We start from the raw sequence: 16,506 nt of genomic DNA, 5'->3' as shown, positions 1-16,506 counted from the left end.
TATTTTCATATATTACCCAATTATATTGTCCTTATATAGGTAATTACCTATATATCAGGAGTTGTTATGCAATGAAAACAATGTCTACACTTGGATGGATCATATTTATTTTTGGCATTACTTTGCTTATAAGCGGAGTGGGAAGATTATCTGGTTTCTTTGAATATGATTCAGTTATTCCAAATAAATTTGTTGCACTAATATACATTTCTATGGGCTTTTTTGTCATGTTCATTTCTTTCTTTGTGAAACCAAAAAAAGAAAAAGTTTCATAGTTTTACCAATCAATATCTTTCAAGCATGTTCCTTATATTGTGCAGCAATCAAACAGAACCATATTTTTAAATATTCCCTAATAATGTTATCATTTTGTAAGTTATTAACCTAAATATCCGGAGTTGTTATGCAATGAAAACACATTCTAAAATTGGACATATCATATTTGTTTTAGGCATCTTATCGCTTTCAATCGGATCAGCGAGATTAACTGGTGCCCTAGAATACAATAGATTTATTTCAAATAAATCTATTGCAGTACTATTCATTGCCATGGGGGTTTCTGTTATGTTCATTTCATTCTTTGTAAAACCTCAAAAAGATAAATAACTTTACATAACATTATCTTTCCAATATTCAATAATAATGGTTTTACACCCTTAGTCATGTTAACCTTAAAGTGTGATGTGATTTACATAAATTGGAGGTGTACAAATGGTTGTTAATTTACGTTTCTATATACAAGTGGTTTCAACCATTTTCATTATGATCTTTGTCTTCATGAATTTTTTAGGGCATTGGACCGCAGACAGATTCGTTCAAATTATATTTTTCTTTGGTATGGTATTCGCGGCTTTCAGTGTCGGTATGGAAACGGAGAAAAAGCTAAAAAATAGAAGCTGATTAGGCGAGCTAATCGGCTTTTTTATGTTCAATCTTTTCCTTTCAAAAACTCCATGTCAAATCATATATGGTAAAAATAGATAATTACTGGTATATTATAGGTTGTATTTATTTCATGAAAGGTGGTGCGTTGATGGATAAAACGCTGGGAGATTTACAAAGAGAAATGATCGTTGAAGTTAAAAAAGGATTCCCTATTTTACTTTCTGGTGCCGTTGTTTTTTTACTTTTCACCCTAATGCCCTTAGTTTTGCCAATAGAAGTTGTACGTTTAATTTGGATATTTGGCTTAGGAGCTATTTTTCCCATCGGCTTCTTCATTAGTAAAATTCTTGGTGTTAATTTAAACGCTACTGGTAACCCTTTAGGGACGTTAGGAGGAATCGTTGCCGCTCCTCAAGCTTTTTACATACCTGTATTTATCATTGTGTATATGAACATACCTGAATTCCTTCCCTTCACAATTGGTTTACTTGCAGGCGCTCATTTTCTACCTTACATATGGATTTATAAAAGTAAAGCTTATTTATTTGTGACTTTAGGCGTTTGTTTTTCTGCTCTGATTTTAGGTGGCTTCTTTGTCGATCAAGCTTACACACTTGTACCTTTAGCAATCTCTATCGTGTATGGAATGGGCGTTCTTTTGATTCCAAGAGAACTTAAAGTCAATCCGATTTAATCACCTTTCTCTAGGTGATTTTTTTGGACACTATCTATCGTTTAATTATTCCAGACCTCCTTCAACCTGAGAAATAAAGTATTCATTTTCTACCCCTTGTTTGTCCCTTTACAATAAACGTATTCATAAATGAAAGGATGGATGGATTTGCTGTTTCCATATCGGAATGATCTTAGAAAAACATTAATACCTTACCTAAACACACTTGATGAGGCATTTTGGTTTAAAAAGTCAGATTTTTATCCAAATAATATAGCATGGGTTATTTTGCATTTATCAAGTAGTGAAGACTATTGGGTGAATGAAATTGGACTTAAAAAACCCTGTATGTTAAACCTTCACGATGATTGTTCGCCGAAGGAAATACTAGATAGCTATATTGAAATTAGAAATTATACGGATAATATTCTACATACATTGGACAATTCGCAACTCAATCAATTAGTTGAAGTTCCTAAATTTTCCGATGGTTGGACACCACCCTCCGTACCTACACTTAACTGGTTGTTTCATCATGTATACTCGCATGAAGCTTACCATATTGGGCAAATCTCCGTTATCGCGCACCTTAATGGATTGCCAAAGCCATTATTTTAATAAAGGGAAAGCAAGGAAAAGAACAACTTCTTTAAATGGAGGAACAGTAATTTGAAAAAATTTCGTGGGAAAAAGCGTCCTTTTACTCCAGATATTCTTGAGCAAGTTGCTGATTTAGATAGATGGTCATACCCAGCTTCATATTTTTCAAAGCCCATTTTTACATAAATACGGTTCATTTTCTGTTGTAATGATTAACTGATTACAGGATACCTCTCCTCATTGGACGATCATATCCTCTAGGAGTAAATGAGCCTTGATAAGCTTTATGTACAACCACACTGTAAATGGCGGCATAAAATACTCCATCTGGCCAAGCCCACTGTTTTTCCATCCACCATAGTGAATACTTGATATGTACTTACATTGAAAACTTGTTTGATAATCTGTTCATCATGTTTCTTCCATCCAACAGATTGGTAAACCTCCTTTATTATTGGTAAATCCTTCTCTCCCATCGCGTATTGAAGTAATACCATTATCATCCACCTCCCCTAGGAAAACGATGGATAGTCTATTATACTTAATAAAAATGACTTGGGGATGGTGGGATTATTATGATGTTTGCTCCATTATTTGAACAGGACGTACCAGCAATCCTTCTTCCTTAACGGTAGAAGCGCTTTTTCTCCGTTAAGGGCATAGGTATCTATGAAAACGGAGGAAAAAACATGAGAAATAAAAGTATCGGCGCCATCTTTTTATCGCTTGCTGCAAGTATTTGGGGCGCCATGTATGTAGTAGTTAAAGTAGTGGTGGAGGTTGTGCCACCATTGGAGCTTGTTTGGATTCGTTATTTGATTGCGGTGATTGCACTCGGTATTATCGGCATCGTGATGAAGCAATCTTGGACAATCGCTAAAAAAGATTGGTTGATTATTTTTCTTGTTGGTCTCATCGGGAATACGATTTCGATTGTCACGCAAGAAATGGGGACAATGCTCTCCACTGCTCAAATGGGAGCGATGATTACTGCTACAACCCCTGCTTTTATGGTTGTCTTCGCTCGTTTTATTTTGCAGGAAAACATTACGATTAAAAAATGCTTGTCCATCGTCCTCGCGACCATTGGTGTTGGGATCATTGTGGGCAACGGCCAAATCGATATTACACAGCAATTAGGTGGATTCTACTTACTAGTCGCTGCTTTAACATGGGCCTTCATGTCGGCATTAGTAAAAAAAGTGCCTAGCCACTACTCACAAATTGTCGTGACAACCTATTCATCTATAGTAGCTGTGATTTTGTTGACACCTTTTATCCTGCCAAGATTAAAGGATTTGGCGCTAACAACTATTTTGCAGCCAACGATTTCAGGCGGCTTGCTTTACTTAGGCATTGTTTCTACAGCGGGTGGCTTTTTATTGTGGAATAAAGGGCTTCAATTAATGAATGCGTCAAGTGGCGGCTTATTTTTCTTCTTCCAGCCCATTGTCGGCACATTTTTAGGCTGGCTCTTATTAAGAGAGACGATAGGACTGTCCTTTTGGCTAGGCTCCCTGTTCATATTGAGTGGTGTTTTTATCGTCATTCGAGATGAATAAATGGACGTGCGTTTCTATTTTATATAGAGACGCACTTTTTATGTTGACATCTGGACGCTACCTTAGCTAGTCATGTTGACAATTGTAGGCTCATATATTGCAAAAGCCTAAAGGAGCTGATACTGTGATTACCTTTTTCGATAACTTAAAGGAACTCGCTTTGTTAGTCATATTAATTGCCAGTATGGTATATCGTCGACAGCTAAAATTAACGAAATGGCAAAGAACACTAACAATTGGTGAATGGACCATGTATATCATGCTTTCGATTGCCTTGCCTCTTTATGCGGTACTTTATATTGCTTTTATTTTGGGCACATAGCAAAATAAAACATCCTATGCTATTTTGGGGAGGATTTTATGTTTCAGACAATGGACCATTTTTTACATTCTTGGACATGTGAAGCTGCTGCTACACAAAAATTGCTTGATTAGCTGACGGTTGAATCGCTTCAGCAAACCATAACATCTTTGGTCGCATTGCTTGGAGGAGATTACTGCACATCGAGTCCTATTTTTATAAAACGTTCAAGTGATGATGAAGCAGTAATTGCATAAATTGATTTAGACTTAAACATTTCTATACAGGAAATAAAGAGTTATGCTATAATACATGAGAATACTCAAAGGGTATCAACCAATTCTGAACTGTAGCGATTAACTTCGCTGCAGGTTTTTTTATATGTTGACGAGCTGAAAAAAGAGAGCAATCATTTAAAAGAAAATGAAAGGGCTCTCTTGTTTTATGTTTCTTTATCCTTCTTTCCCCATTGATAGGGCTTATTTGACCAATTCCACATGAGAATCAACAGATAGATGAAGAACATTAGGCCGATCATCGTCATGACATTTTCTCCCCATGTAATCGATTCTTGTTTTCTCCATTGATTGATCGTTCTCACAATGAAATAAGCACAAGGATAGATAAAATAACTTATTTGGTCTCGTCTCAATCTTACACCTCTATTATCCGTCTTACTGGTCAATCATCGTCACAAGCTTGTTCATCGTTTTCCAATTGCGCACCGTTGCAGGTATCTCCAGCTTGTGTAGCTGTTGACCCAGCTTGGCATTGCGGATGCTCTCGTAAAATAACAGATAAACGTCTCTGCCCTTGATGAGACAACGCTCTTTTTCACTTTCGTAGGCTAATAACTTCGCACCATTCACTTCAGTGGGTGCAACTGGTAGCATGGCGACATGGAGACTTTCCCCTGTAGCTGTGGTACTTGCCTCAGCCATATCTTGCTCTGAAAACGGACAATTATGGACGATTGATTGCAGTTCTTCGGCTGTTCTGATTATCACGATACTCGTGATATGGAAAACTGTTTGAATGGTTGCTTGTATTTGCTGTTGTAGGTATACCTCAGACTCACTTGATTCAAACAGGATATTGCCGCTTTGAATATATGTCCGAATGTTTTGTAATCCCAGCGGTATAAGCGCTTCTCTTAATTCAGCCATTTTCAATTTATTGTGTCCACCTACATTAATGCCTCTTAAAAATGCTATATATTTCGTCATGCCATTCCACCTTTCCTTTCATCCTCTAGTATAGCAACCTCTAAGGAATAATAGGAAAAAACTGCACCCTTTTATTCCAGGTGCAGTTCACTGATTAGGCTAATTGGTGAATGTCCTCTATCAAGCGATCTACTTGTTCCTTTTTTGTGGCCCAGCTTGTGCAAAAGCGCACAACGGTATAGTTGTCATCAAAGGTTTCCCAAGTAGAGAAGGAATATTTCTCAGCCAAAGCCGTCAGCATGTCGTTTGGTAAAATCGGAAACTGCTGATTGGTTTTCGAATCATAGCGCAATGCAAAGCCTTTGTCGATAAACGCCTGTCGAATTAGCATCGCCATGTCTACAGCATGATGAGAAATAGCCATATAAAGGTCTTCTTCAAATAGGGTTTCAAACTGAATGCCTAATAAACGCCCCTTAGCAAGCAGCCCTCCTCTTTGCTTCATCATGTAGCGAAAATCCCTTTGATACGCAGGATTCACTATTACGACCGCTTCGCCAAATAATGCGCCCATTTTCGTGCCACCAATATAAAAAACATCACAAAGCTTCGCAATCTCTGCTAAGGATAAATCGCTCTCTTGCGCTACAAGCCCGTATCCTAGTCGCGCCCCATCTAAAAATAGCGGTAAGCCACATTCTCGACAAACCTCACTTAAAGCCGTTAATTCCGCCTTGCTATACGTCGTGCCATTTTCTGTAGGATGAGATATGTACACTAAGCCCGGCTGCACCATATGCTCATGCGTGCTATCCTGCCAATGAGCCTCATAACATGCTTTCACCTGTGCCGCCGTTATTTTGCCATTCTCGCTCGGCAATGTCAGCACTTTATGACCAGTGGCCTCAATTGCACCTGTTTCATGCACCGCAATATGTCCCGTATGCGCGGCAACGACTCCCTGATGAGGACGCAAAATAGACGAGATAACAATTGTATTCGTTTGCGTACCACCGACTAAAAAGTGAATATCTGCTTGTTCTGCTGCAATCGCTTTTTTAATATAAGCTCTAGCTGTTTCCGAATGCTTATCCATACCATAGCCAGGTGTTTGCTCCTCATTTGTCGTCACTAATCGTTGCAAAATCTGTGGATGTGCGCCTTCTGCATAATCATTTTCGAATCGTATCATATTGAGTCCCTCCAAAATTCTCTCTATCTATTACTCTATCTTACGCCATATTGCCCCATCTTCGCCATTTGTTTGTTCTTATGATAGGGTGATGCTTCTCATTGTGGTGTCCCTTTGTTCGACCCAAATGAATCGTCATTTTATCAGCATTCACCGATGATTCTGCACAACTAATAGAGATTGTAGAAACAAATGCTCCGAATATTGATTATTTACTGGCTCCTCTATCATTCATACCGCGTCCTGTGTAAACATCAAGTACTCCTTTAGTACTATCGCTCCGAGTGTCAATTTGGCTAACTAGATGATTGATGCAGAAACAAGACATTTAAGATAACCTTACATATGAATAAAGCTGGAGACCAGTTTACTACCGGTTTCCAGCTTTTTCGTGGTGGATGCTTATGCTCCGATTTTGAGACGCTTCCTGACAATTCGGTTATTTTATAACACGCTTTTGGCTGCGTTTTCTTGTGATTTTGCCTTTGAGCGGAATTACAAGGAAATATAGCAAATTATCTAAACCATTCGTTCATTCTCCTGATGAGCCACATGAGGAATCGCTAGTGGACGCGCTATAATCAGCACAATGATGGCTTTCCTGTGAGGAAATCTGTGCATCATTTGTTAGAAAATCGTTTGTTGGGTGACTATGGTGTGATTGCTCGCTCGATTTATTGTACGGTTGATTGAGCATACTGACTATACCGACGACAACGATGATCCCAATAAACAAGATAAATAAAGTCATTTATATCAACTCCTCTCAACCATTTTATATATTATACCATTTATTGTTATTGTTTACAGTATACTATGGATTGTTTCTGGATTTCTTTTATTGCTAATGTGTTTTGTAGAAAGGTATCGGTCTTATGTATTGTATGTAATGATGGTATCGATTCTCTTTGGCATTGGTCTAATGGCCGTGAAATGAAGGATAACATAACACCACAATCACGATGATTGTGGTGTCAGTATTATGATTGCGATTTACGTGTTGCAGATTTTTCCGACCGAGTACCTTCGTTCGAATTTTTCTTTTGCTCTTGTGTTAAAGCATTTTCTTCACGCACATCTAAATCATCTGGACTTAAATCTGTCGCTAATTCTGCCAACTCTGACTGACGTTTATATTGCTTGCCCTTCGACAAAATGATCACCTCCAAGTAGTCTTACATTGCCCTATTTGGTTTGATCTATTCCCAGTACAGTATGAAATGATTATTTCTAGCTAAACTAATTTCACTGTCTGCTGGTTCAAAAGATGGTCATACAGTTGCTCATATAATTTATGGTAGGTCGCAAGGCTATGCTGCTTGGTATAGCACAATTAAGAATCCATGTGGTTTGCTCAAATTGACTATTCCTTTCATGTTCTTCAATGAGCATCGATAGAAGGTGTTCTTGGCGGTACATTTCTTTTATAGAATGTTGTTTTTTCATTGTAAAGATGTCAATTGTACGAGAAAGCGATGCCTAGTAGAATTCTTTTCATTGATAACTTTTAACACGCCAGAAAATCATATACAGTCCCCCTTTCCAATATAATCTATAACATGTCATTGATAAGGAAAGAAGGGCGATGGAATGATGACGATTATCACAAAGCCATCCATTGGCTTAACCCAATTTACAGACTTCACGATGAAGGGAAGTACAGCCAAGACGAAGTTTGTGAAAGATATTAAATATCAGGGAGATTATCATCCAATTAAAGATTATTGGAAGGCATTACGCGATGGTTTAAAAAAATACCATGAACAGGGTTTGCCTGACAATTATTTACTCGATATGATTGATAATGCCCTCCCTGCACGTCAGAAAAATTATCAGGATGTCGTAAAAGCCTATTTAAAATTTTTAAAAAATAAAAATGTTCAGTGGTTTGAACCAGGTAAGGCTAATTGGTATAGTGATGCATTAACGGTGCGTTCCAATCCTGAACTTGGTTTAATCATCGACGATATCCCCTACTTGATTAAGCTGTATTTCAAAGGTAAAAATGAGCGCATTGATAAATATAAATGCCAATCTGCCTTAACCCTCCTGAAAAACTCTCACTACGAAATAGAACACCCTGACACTATTAAACATGCCATTTTAAACGTGCAAAAAGGTCGCTTGCTGACTGAAGATCAGTCGACGGACGATCATCGAATTGCGCTAGAATCCGATGCAGCCCAATTTATGTTTATATGGAATAGGCTCTAACCTCTTCAACCAAGCTAAATCTCCCAAAAGGCATTCATCTAACATAAAATCATTATTATTAGGCGATTTTATCTGTATCCTCCATGACAAATGAGTGTTTGTTATAGGATAATGGGCTTGTGTCTATTAAAGGTAAAGGAAGTGCTACTGGATGAATGCAGAAATGGTGATGCAGGAGCTAGAGGCTCTAGGCAAGGAACGGACGAAAAAAATGTATCTGTCAAATGGTGCTCAGGAGCCACTGTTTGGTGTGGCAACGGGAGCCATGAAGCCTATTGCGAAGAAAATCAAAATCAATCAAGCTCTAGCAGAAGAACTTTATGCTACAGGTAACTATGATGCGATGTATTTTGCAGGCGTTATTGCTGATCCCAAAGCAATGACTGTGGAAGATTTTGATCGTTGGATGGATGCGGCTTATTTTTATATGCTGTCTGATTATGTTGTAGCGGTCACGTTAGCGGAAGCCCCTATTGCACAGGAGGTTGCGGATGCATGGATTGCCAGCGGTGAGGAGCTAAGAATGTCAGCGGGCTGGAGCTGCTATTGCTGGCTTTTAGGAAATCGCAAGGATAGCGAATTTTCTATGAGCAAATTAGCCAACATGCTGGAAGTGGTAAAAAATACAATTCATGATGCACCAGCACGCACGAAATCTGCGATGAATAATTTTCTATACACAGTGGCCATTTCCTATGTACCACTTCATGAGCAAGCCATTGAAACGGCACAGGCAATTGGTCCAGTGGAAATGAAAAGAGACAACAAAAAAAACACTACGCTAAATGCTTATGAAACGATTCAAAAGGAAGTAGAGCGAGGCAGACTTGGTTTTAAACGAAAATATGTAAGATGTTAAACATCGTGTCTAATAAGACATCCCTCCCACAAGGATGGATGTCTTTTTTAGATAGAAAACAATGAATTTTAAAATCAAGGTAACCAATGAGGTGCTTTGAATGAAACAGAAACAAAGGGCAACCATTTCTTAAAAATTGTCATTATTTTGCTAGGTATTCCTGCTTTAGCTTTAGGGCTATTTTCGTTACTTGACATGGCTAATCGAGACGCAGTAGCACATCTCGAATCTGCTTATTTGTCCTATCTTTTTTAATCTATGTGTCTGCTCTATGTGTTCCCTACTACATTACGTTATATCGTCTCTTAATCAACATCAACCAGCATAAAGCGTTCTCGGCATCGTCTGTAAAGGCTTTGAGAACTATCAAATATTGTACATTCACGATTGTTCTCTTTCTTGCACTGGGCATTGCAGCATCTATCATCATGTTTACTGACAAGGAAGACATAACTGGCATTACGATTCGGCATAATCGCTTACGCTGCATCTACATTTTTTCGAGTTGCTCGAAAACCATTGCCATCCGTCAGAGGCACAGGATATTGATTTGCCATAAGAAATGGTTTTATTGGGTTTCAACACCCGCTGAAGCAAAATAAATTGGCACTAACAACTTTTAATTGTTAGTGCCAATTTATCGCCTATACATGTCCTACTACTTCCGCTGTTTCGAAAGTTCTTCGTAAAAGGGCTTCATTTTATACGCCACATGCCTACTGCTCTAGTTCCCTCCAACTTTTACAACTATTTTACTATAAAAACATATCAAAATTTACTTTTTAACAGTATAATAATTACATATTTCAATAATAGGAGGGTATTTATGAAGAAATTGGTTTTATTAATGGCGATGTTTACATTATTTCTCGCTACAGCCTCTATTGCGGAAGCGCATCCTGGGCGTTTAGATGGCAATGGTGGGCATAATTGCTCGGACAAGTCCAAAGCGAAAGGGCTATGTTCAGGCTACCATTATCATAATGGAGGGTCCTCCTCAGGTGGTCAAAGCCAATCTACACCGACACCAAAAGCAACTACAGCCCCAGTGTTGACAAAAGTTGCTGTCTATTTAAATAATGTAAAGCAACATTACACGCCTGGCGCTTATATGAAAAATGGCACAACATTAGTGCCGATGAAGGCCATTTTTGAATCACTTGGAGCAACAGTTGCTTATGAAAGTGCAACGAAAAAAGTAACGGCAACAAAGGGCAGTAAAAAAATTGTGCTTGGTGTGGGGAATAAAATGGCTTATGTTGATGCAAATGGTACTACATCCACTATCGCCCTCAGCCATCCAGCTGAAATTTATCAAGGAACAACGATGGTTCCTCTAAGATTTGTTAGTCAAGCACTTGGTGCAAATGTAACATTTGATGAGGTAGCATTGATTGTTTATATCTCGACCAATTAATGGATAGGCTTTACAGCAGCATTCCTCAGGATGCTGTTTTTTATTGTTGCTTAAAGTCAAAGTCGTACTTCTTATTGATTTTCCCAGCAATGGTTTCTAAAAATGATGCCACTGTCATATTCTCGACTTCATTTGTATACCATGCTAGTTTCGCACCATAGTTCTTTTTATTATAATTCACTTCTAAAGGCCAGAAATTTTCCGTTTTATAAGTATAATCAAACTTCACATATAATTGTTTCCCCTCTGGACATTCCATTATCACCTTGTACAATGGTTTTTTTCTTTCTTGCTCGAATTTCACTTTTTTTATTTTCGTTAACATCAAAACCCCTCCTCTCTTCTACTACATTCGACAAAACTTTGAAAAAACCTTTATTTAATGAAAAAGGATAAAGCTCGCTTTTGCCTGCAAGCTCTATCCTCCCCAGTTAATTCGCTATAAATTTATCGTAATAACGTTTAAGCATTGTCGCCATTTGTTCCCTCGTGAGAGCGCCTGCCGGATTCATGTTCTGACTGCCGTCACCTCGGATAATTCCTTCGTTAACGGCCCATTCCCATGCCTCTTTATGAGATGCTCCTACTTCCCTGCTTGCTTGTAGGCTAGCTTTTTCAGCTAATAAGCTTTTTAACGTCGCAATTTCTTGTTTCAGCTCATTATATTGTGACACTGTTAATCCCTCCTCAAGTCCATTTTTAATATCTAGCTGGAACTGTGCTTCTGAAATCCCCATACTTTTTAAATAGGCAAAAGGATCTTTGTGTGTGGTACCTCCTAGATTTTCCGTAATCCATCGATGTGACTTAATGCCGTTACCATTGCCATCTAAAACAGTTGGGACTCCTGCCTCTATGGCAAGCTTACGTAACAGCCAAATATACGCTGCATAATCCTTTTTAAACTGTTCCTTATTAGCAGTCCGTGCCAGCTCCACCTGGGCATAGCTATATGGATTTCCTTTTGGACCACAGCCATATTGCACACGATTCACGGGGGCTACTTGTACGATTCGTCCTCCACCGCCTACCCAGTGGGATACAAAAGTATTCGCTTTATTTCTATTCATATAGGCAATCTCGTTTTCCAATGCGTTTGGACCAGTATTGCTGCTATTACCTGATTCATGCGCCACCACATATTTTATAGCCGTGAGCGCTTGATTCGGTAACCCTGACATGATCTGTTTTTCAATAACATAACTCATACTACACCACCCTTTCCTATCATTTTTTTGTGAATGACAGCTATGTTATCCATTTCTACTATTTGTGATGTTCAGGGAAAAACGATAATTAATCAGAGGTATTCCTTACGGGACTTAACAGGTTCTTTTCTTGCATACGACTATTGCTATCATTTCACCTCTCTTTCTGAGTGTGAATGATACAAAGACATTCACTTATAGTTAATAAATGCTCCCATACCAATGATTTCTAGTTAATTGTGCTCTTTTACTATTTTTTATATATGATTTTTTTACCCCTTCCTACTATCCAAGACATTGACAAAGATTGCTTCCTATAGTATTTTGTATCTTCTAAAATATTGAAAGTGAGGGGATGACATGTGCGTATAGTAGATATATTTCAGCAATTACCAAGCTTAGATGGTTTTACGCAAATAACCAAAGTCCACAAAGGCTATTCTCCTGATACTAAGTATCTCGTAACTGTGGGGGAAACGCGCTATTTTGTACGATTAGCAAATGTAGCGCATCGTGAAAAACGCAAAAATGAATTTATGTTGCTACAGGAATTAGAAAAACAGGGTGTAAAAACACATAAAGCGATTGACTATAAGGTGCTGCAAGAAGCCCATTTAACCGCAACGGTCGTTCGTTTTTTAGAAGGAATACCCGCGGATGATGTCATCCAGCAATTCACTGACTTTGAGCAATTCCATCTCGGTCTTGCTGCTGGGCAACAATTGAGAAAAATCCATCAAGTGAGTGCTCCGCCAAGGCTCAATTGGGAGGCGACACAGCGCAAGAAATTCTCTGCTTATTCAAGGTTCCTATCACATACCACAGGAAGCAAAATGATGAAGCTTTATTGAGGCGCATCTGCCACTGCTAAAACATCGACCTGTGACCCTTATCATGACTTTTATAATCTTGCCTTATTTAGTAGACGTCACAGCATCCCCTACTGCATCGGGCAAATCAATGGCTTTTTTTCGGCTACTCCAGACGATACATTTTGGCAGCTTTATGCCTTATATGCGGCAATGACGGTCTTTTCAACCATTGTTTGGACACGCCAATATGACCCACGTTCTTTTGACGATGCGTTGGCAAGGATTCATTTGATATTACAGGATCATGATGACTTTTCATCAACCAAGCCTTTATGGTATTCGGACGATTATACGTTCTCTAATAATGCTAAAATTTTTTGACGTTCCGCTGCAAAATCCATTGTTGGCTGTTGATTACATAGTACTTCCTCTTCATGACGCTGATGAAACCACTTCGGAATGATTTCTTGACGTCTGTTAACTTGCTGCTGTGTCATCTGTTGCTTACGTGCCTGAAATCGCTGCTGCTCGATGGCTATATCTTCCATGCTTTTTATTTTTTTGCTATACCAATTTTGCAAGATCTTTTCTACATACCGCCAGCGTAATACATTGTGTTCCACTGCTAGCTTCATCGCATGTATAACCATTTCCTCCGTAAAAATAGTGAGCCAATGACGAATTCTCTCACCAATATGGGCAGTTTGTGCACCAAAGCCTTGTTGCTCGTAAAAGTGATAGACAGAGGGTACAGATTGTTTATCATCATCTATATTTTTTAGTAATTTATTATTTAGTAATTCATTATTTAGTAGTGTGGGCTTTTCCGTTTGTGGTGCTACCGTTGACGAATTTCCCGTTGACGGCATGGCAGCAAGTGCTGGAGCTTCATATACGAGAAACTCCACCTTACGAAACTTACCATCTTTTGTTCTCTCTTGAATTTTTTGAAGATAACCCGTCTGTATCAGTTCGTCTACAATTCGTGCAGTCGCTTCTCGTCCACATTTACTGCGGGTTGCTAAATCGGCAAGACTAAAAGACCAATCATCTGGTAAGGACAGCATATAAGCAAGCAGCCCCTTCGCCTTCCAGCTTAATTGATCATCATTTAAAAATCCCTTGTCCAAGACAACGAAATTCTCCTTTTTGGCTACTCTATAAATCATTATGATCCCCTCTTTCTGTCAAATTCCCTTTCTTATTATATAAAGGGAATTTTTCGAAAAAGGGACATAAAAAAAGAACATGCCACAACAGCATGTCCGAATTTTATTGATAAAGCTCTTGATAAACGATTACTTTTAAAGCAGCAAGCTCTTCATCCGACAATTTTCCTTCAACCATTTGCAGTGCTTCCTCTTGTGTCATCGAGCCATCTTGCAATTTCACACGAATGTCGTTCAGCTCCGTGATCCCCACTTTTTGAATTAATACTTTAGTCGCCTCTTCTTTTGTCGTAAACGGCAATGTACTGCTGTCAACCGTTTTTGCTTCCTCCATATAGGCTTTCAACTGAGGGTCATTTTCAATGGTATTTTTGATTTCTTCCTTTTGTCCGCTGCTTTCTAATTCCGTTGACAACGTATCTACGATTTTTTCAGAGGCAAATTTTGTGCCGAAATGTAACACACCATACCCAGCTACGCCAAGGAAAATAATCATCACTACTAGAAATTTAATGAATCTCAAATTCTCACTCCTTTACCCACGTTCATCATACTATATGGAGCAGGTCGTTGAAAAATAATTCTCCCTAGAAATTATGTAAAAAAACCCCATCAGTCGATGAGGTTTACTTCACATATTTCAAATACTTTCGCACAAATTCCACAATGTACAGAACTTCCTCCTCTGTCATCGTCAGAAGCTTACAAACACGTTGAAGCCTAGCAGGTGATGTTATTTGCTGGCGAACTTGATGGATATACATATATTTACATTTGCGTGGATTTACTTTATCTCGTATTTGCTTGTAGCGAAGATAAGCATAACGTGCAAAGGCATTGAGCATCTCCCGCTCCTGCTCATCACGCTCTTTCTTTCTGGCAGCCTCATCAATGATGTCCGTGTCAAATGTCCGTGTACCATCTGTTAATTGCATAGTACCACCTCTCTATTACAAATGTACTCATCCACTATTAAATGCAATAAAAAAAGCCACACCTAGGGTAGATGTGACACGTTTTATGAATTTTATATGTACCGATTATTGAGAGCGCTTCCTTCTTTGATCTCGCTTCTTCAACATATAGCGCGTGATCCCAAGTGTGATTACAATTTCATTAATTAACAGGAATTGAAAACCATTTGCATGTGCATTACGCCAATCATAAATACCCCAAATAATTAGTGTCAAAAGAACAACAGCAAGTGTGTATCTAGAAGCTTCTGGGTAATAATCTTTTTCTTCATCCATAGCACGCGACATCCTTTCTATTAGAGGTGAATAGATTCTTATTTTGATGGATAGAACGCTTTTTTCTAGCGATAGAACTGCTCTGGTTGGAGCGTTCATCTAGATTGATGGATAGAATTCTAAATGTGGTGGATAAAACGCATATATTAATCGATAGAATACTTATTTTGATTGATAAAACTCTTTTTTCGATTGATAGAACTGCTCTGGTTGGATTGTTCATCTAAAATTGATGGATAGAACTCTTAATGTAGTGGATAAAACGCATAAACTGATCGATAGAAACCTTTTTTTGATCGATAGAACTACTCTGGTCGGAGCGTTCATCCAAATTGATGGATAGAATTCAACATGTGATGGATAAAACACATATATTGAGCGATAGAATACTTATTTTGATTGATAAAACTCTTTTTTCGAGCGATAGAACTGCTCTAAGTGGATTGTTCATCCAAATTGATGGATAGAACTCTAAATGTAGTGGATAAAACGCATATATTGAGCGATAGAAACCTTTTTTTGATTGATAAAACTTCTATGATTGGATTGTTCATCTAGTTTGATGGATAGAATTCAACATGTAGTGGATAAAATGCATAAACTGATCGATAAAACGCTTTTTTTGATTGATAGAACTACTCTAAGTGAATCGAACCACTATTTTGAGCGATAGAACTACTTTGAATGGAGTGTTTGTTCAGATTGATGGATGCTTCAGAGATAATAGGCGAAGATGGCTACAATAATGTTGGGTAAGGCTAATAGTGACGCGTTAGTCATCATGCGATTGCGTTCGTTTCTAGCTTCTTTTGTTTCTGTAGCGAGATTGGCTCGTATTCTATCTCCGCTCGCTATTGCTCCTGACATGACTATCGAGACAAAGATGAACACTCCGCCTAGTATCCCTGAGAGCAAATGCGCTTGCTCGGTACCCCATATGAAGATGGAACATACAACGCCTAGAATCGATAATATCGTGCCAATGCCTACATACTTCATTTTCAGCCCCCCTTATTTTATTATACGGCTAATGTCTCCTATTTGTTTCAATAATTTCAAAAATTACATACATTATGTAAATGAGAGTGGCCATTCTATTACGTTTTTTTGCAGGAGGCTTTCTTCCTTTAGTACAAAGATACGCTATTTGATTGATGCTTAGTATAGTATGCTCGCCAAACGTTCATAGTAAGTATGG

General features: G+C 38.3%; 26 protein-coding genes and 1 pseudogene. 14 read left to right on the top strand and 13 right to left on the bottom strand.

Features of this window, described 5'->3' with window-relative positions; all coding sequences use genetic code 11:
- The first annotated feature begins 71 nt into the window (after positions 1–71).
- From AC6BKE_RS17480 to AC6BKE_RS17460, 5 genes are all read left to right on the top strand, one after another.
- Positions 72–275, top strand: coding sequence for a hypothetical protein (locus AC6BKE_RS17480; RefSeq protein WP_271913199.1), 204 nt, complete (start codon positions 72–74; stop codon positions 273–275).
- A gap of 133 nt (positions 276–408) precedes the next feature.
- Positions 409–606 carry a hypothetical protein gene (locus AC6BKE_RS17475; RefSeq protein WP_271913198.1) on the top strand — a complete coding sequence of 66 codons (198 nt, stop codon included), beginning with the start codon at positions 409–411 and terminating at the stop codon, positions 604–606.
- 105 nt (positions 607–711) lie between these two features.
- A complete protein-coding gene (locus AC6BKE_RS17470; RefSeq protein ID WP_271913197.1) occupies positions 712–900 on the top strand; it encodes a hypothetical protein in 189 nt (62 codons plus the stop codon).
- A gap of 115 nt (positions 901–1,015) precedes the next feature.
- The gene (locus AC6BKE_RS17465; RefSeq protein ID WP_499857430.1) at positions 1,016–1,579 is read left to right on the top strand and encodes a DUF7010 family protein; all 564 of its coding nucleotides are present in this window, start codon (positions 1,016–1,018) and stop codon (positions 1,577–1,579) included.
- Positions 1,580–1,726: 147 nt separating this feature from the next.
- Positions 1,727–2,176 carry a DinB family protein gene (locus AC6BKE_RS17460; RefSeq protein ID WP_499857429.1) on the top strand — a complete coding sequence of 150 codons (450 nt, stop codon included), beginning with the start codon at positions 1,727–1,729 and terminating at the stop codon, positions 2,174–2,176.
- 266 nt (positions 2,177–2,442) lie between these two features.
- Here AC6BKE_RS17460 and AC6BKE_RS17455 read toward each other — a convergent pair whose 3' ends face one another.
- Positions 2,443–2,655, bottom strand: coding sequence for a hypothetical protein (locus tag AC6BKE_RS17455; protein WP_271913191.1), 213 nt, complete (start codon positions 2,653–2,655; stop codon positions 2,443–2,445).
- Positions 2,656–2,847: 192 nt separating this feature from the next.
- Here AC6BKE_RS17455 and AC6BKE_RS17450 point away from each other — a divergent pair, with 192 nt between their 5' ends.
- The 3 genes and pseudogenes from AC6BKE_RS17450 to AC6BKE_RS17440 all read left to right on the top strand — a co-directional run.
- Positions 2,848–3,720, top strand: a complete 873-nt coding sequence (locus AC6BKE_RS17450) for a DMT family transporter (protein WP_499857427.1) — start codon at positions 2,848–2,850, stop codon at positions 3,718–3,720.
- Between the two features lie 97 nt (positions 3,721–3,817).
- Positions 3,818–4,042 (top strand): hypothetical protein, encoded by a 225-nt coding sequence (locus AC6BKE_RS17445; RefSeq protein ID WP_058843081.1) that lies wholly within the window; start codon positions 3,818–3,820, stop codon positions 4,040–4,042.
- A gap of 38 nt (positions 4,043–4,080) precedes the next feature.
- Positions 4,081–4,152 (top strand): annotated as a pseudogene (locus tag AC6BKE_RS17440) (DinB family protein); the annotation flags it as partial.
- Positions 4,153–4,463: 311 nt separating this feature from the next.
- On the opposite strand, the gene AC6BKE_RS17435 reads toward AC6BKE_RS17440, so the two are convergent.
- The 5 genes from AC6BKE_RS17435 to AC6BKE_RS17415 all read right to left on the bottom strand — a co-directional run bounded on the left by AC6BKE_RS17435 (position 4,464) and on the right by AC6BKE_RS17415 (position 7,542).
- Positions 4,464–4,673, bottom strand: a complete 210-nt coding sequence (locus tag AC6BKE_RS17435; protein WP_342535634.1) for a hypothetical protein — start codon at positions 4,671–4,673, stop codon at positions 4,464–4,466.
- Positions 4,674–4,695: 22 nt separating this feature from the next.
- Positions 4,696–5,247: a DUF1697 domain-containing protein gene (locus AC6BKE_RS17430; protein ID WP_036122698.1), complete on the bottom strand. Its 552-nt coding sequence runs from the start codon at positions 5,245–5,247 to the stop codon at positions 4,696–4,698.
- Positions 5,248–5,341: 94 nt separating this feature from the next.
- Entirely contained in the window at positions 5,342–6,379 is a 1,038-nt protein-coding gene (locus AC6BKE_RS17425) for a threonine aldolase family protein (protein WP_499857425.1), read from the bottom strand.
- A gap of 532 nt (positions 6,380–6,911) precedes the next feature.
- Positions 6,912–7,130 carry a hypothetical protein gene (locus tag AC6BKE_RS17420; RefSeq protein ID WP_080717073.1) on the bottom strand — a complete coding sequence of 73 codons (219 nt, stop codon included), beginning with the start codon at positions 7,128–7,130 and terminating at the stop codon, positions 6,912–6,914.
- A gap of 229 nt (positions 7,131–7,359) precedes the next feature.
- Positions 7,360–7,542 carry a hypothetical protein gene (locus tag AC6BKE_RS17415; RefSeq protein ID WP_499858320.1) on the bottom strand — a complete coding sequence of 61 codons (183 nt, stop codon included), beginning with the start codon at positions 7,540–7,542 and terminating at the stop codon, positions 7,360–7,362.
- 430 nt (positions 7,543–7,972) lie between these two features.
- On the opposite strand from AC6BKE_RS17415, the gene AC6BKE_RS17410 reads away from it, so the two are divergent.
- The 5 genes from AC6BKE_RS17410 (at position 7,973) to AC6BKE_RS17390 (ending at position 10,869) form a co-directional block, all read left to right on the top strand.
- A complete protein-coding gene (locus AC6BKE_RS17410) occupies positions 7,973–8,593 on the top strand; it encodes a hypothetical protein (RefSeq protein WP_101966777.1) in 621 nt (206 codons plus the stop codon).
- A 151-nt stretch (positions 8,594–8,744) separates the two neighbouring features.
- Entirely contained in the window at positions 8,745–9,452 is a 708-nt protein-coding gene (locus AC6BKE_RS17405; RefSeq protein WP_340810979.1) for a DNA alkylation repair protein, read from the top strand.
- A 96-nt stretch (positions 9,453–9,548) separates the two neighbouring features.
- Positions 9,549–9,707 (top strand): hypothetical protein, encoded by a 159-nt coding sequence (locus AC6BKE_RS17400; protein ID WP_342545115.1) that lies wholly within the window; start codon positions 9,549–9,551, stop codon positions 9,705–9,707.
- Positions 9,708–9,712: 5 nt separating this feature from the next.
- The gene (locus tag AC6BKE_RS17395) at positions 9,713–10,054 is read left to right on the top strand and encodes a DUF2975 domain-containing protein (RefSeq protein ID WP_342545113.1); all 342 of its coding nucleotides are present in this window, start codon (positions 9,713–9,715) and stop codon (positions 10,052–10,054) included.
- 224 nt (positions 10,055–10,278) lie between these two features.
- Complete coding sequence (locus AC6BKE_RS17390) at positions 10,279–10,869, top strand: copper amine oxidase N-terminal domain-containing protein (protein ID WP_036122712.1); 591 nt, start codon at positions 10,279–10,281, stop codon at positions 10,867–10,869.
- Between the two features lie 40 nt (positions 10,870–10,909).
- On the opposite strand, the gene AC6BKE_RS17385 is transcribed toward AC6BKE_RS17390, so the two are convergent.
- Together AC6BKE_RS17385 and AC6BKE_RS17380 are read right to left on the bottom strand one after the other, a co-directional pair.
- The gene (locus AC6BKE_RS17385) at positions 10,910–11,194 is read right to left on the bottom strand and encodes a hypothetical protein (RefSeq protein ID WP_036122715.1); all 285 of its coding nucleotides are present in this window, start codon (positions 11,192–11,194) and stop codon (positions 10,910–10,912) included.
- Positions 11,195–11,300: 106 nt separating this feature from the next.
- Positions 11,301–12,077, bottom strand: coding sequence for an N-acetylmuramoyl-L-alanine amidase (locus AC6BKE_RS17380; RefSeq protein ID WP_340808879.1), 777 nt, complete (start codon positions 12,075–12,077; stop codon positions 11,301–11,303).
- 362 nt (positions 12,078–12,439) lie between these two features.
- On the opposite strand from AC6BKE_RS17380, the gene AC6BKE_RS17375 reads away from it, so the two are divergent.
- Positions 12,440–12,928: an aminoglycoside phosphotransferase family protein gene (locus AC6BKE_RS17375; RefSeq protein ID WP_499857422.1), complete on the top strand. Its 489-nt coding sequence runs from the start codon at positions 12,440–12,442 to the stop codon at positions 12,926–12,928.
- A 308-nt stretch (positions 12,929–13,236) separates the two neighbouring features.
- Here AC6BKE_RS17375 and AC6BKE_RS17370 read toward each other — a convergent pair whose 3' ends face one another.
- The 5 genes from AC6BKE_RS17370 to AC6BKE_RS17350 all read right to left on the bottom strand — a co-directional run bounded on the left by AC6BKE_RS17370 (position 13,237) and on the right by AC6BKE_RS17350 (position 16,307).
- Complete coding sequence (locus AC6BKE_RS17370; RefSeq protein WP_499857420.1) at positions 13,237–14,058, bottom strand: DnaD domain protein; 822 nt, start codon at positions 14,056–14,058, stop codon at positions 13,237–13,239.
- A gap of 103 nt (positions 14,059–14,161) precedes the next feature.
- Positions 14,162–14,581: a hypothetical protein gene (locus AC6BKE_RS17365; protein WP_051891658.1), complete on the bottom strand. Its 420-nt coding sequence runs from the start codon at positions 14,579–14,581 to the stop codon at positions 14,162–14,164.
- 103 nt (positions 14,582–14,684) lie between these two features.
- The gene (locus tag AC6BKE_RS17360) at positions 14,685–14,993 is read right to left on the bottom strand and encodes a hypothetical protein (protein ID WP_036122729.1); all 309 of its coding nucleotides are present in this window, start codon (positions 14,991–14,993) and stop codon (positions 14,685–14,687) included.
- 105 nt (positions 14,994–15,098) lie between these two features.
- Positions 15,099–15,308: a hypothetical protein gene (locus tag AC6BKE_RS17355; RefSeq protein ID WP_230593831.1), complete on the bottom strand. Its 210-nt coding sequence runs from the start codon at positions 15,306–15,308 to the stop codon at positions 15,099–15,101.
- Between the two features lie 714 nt (positions 15,309–16,022).
- On the bottom strand, positions 16,023–16,307 hold the full coding sequence (locus AC6BKE_RS17350; RefSeq protein ID WP_271913176.1) for a DUF5316 domain-containing protein: 285 nt from the start codon (positions 16,305–16,307) through the stop codon (positions 16,023–16,025).
- Between the last annotated feature and the right edge of the window lie 199 nt (positions 16,308–16,506).

Source organism: Lysinibacillus sp. COL-1 (assembly GCF_059814265.1).
This window is presented reverse-complemented; position numbering and strand designations above follow the sequence as displayed.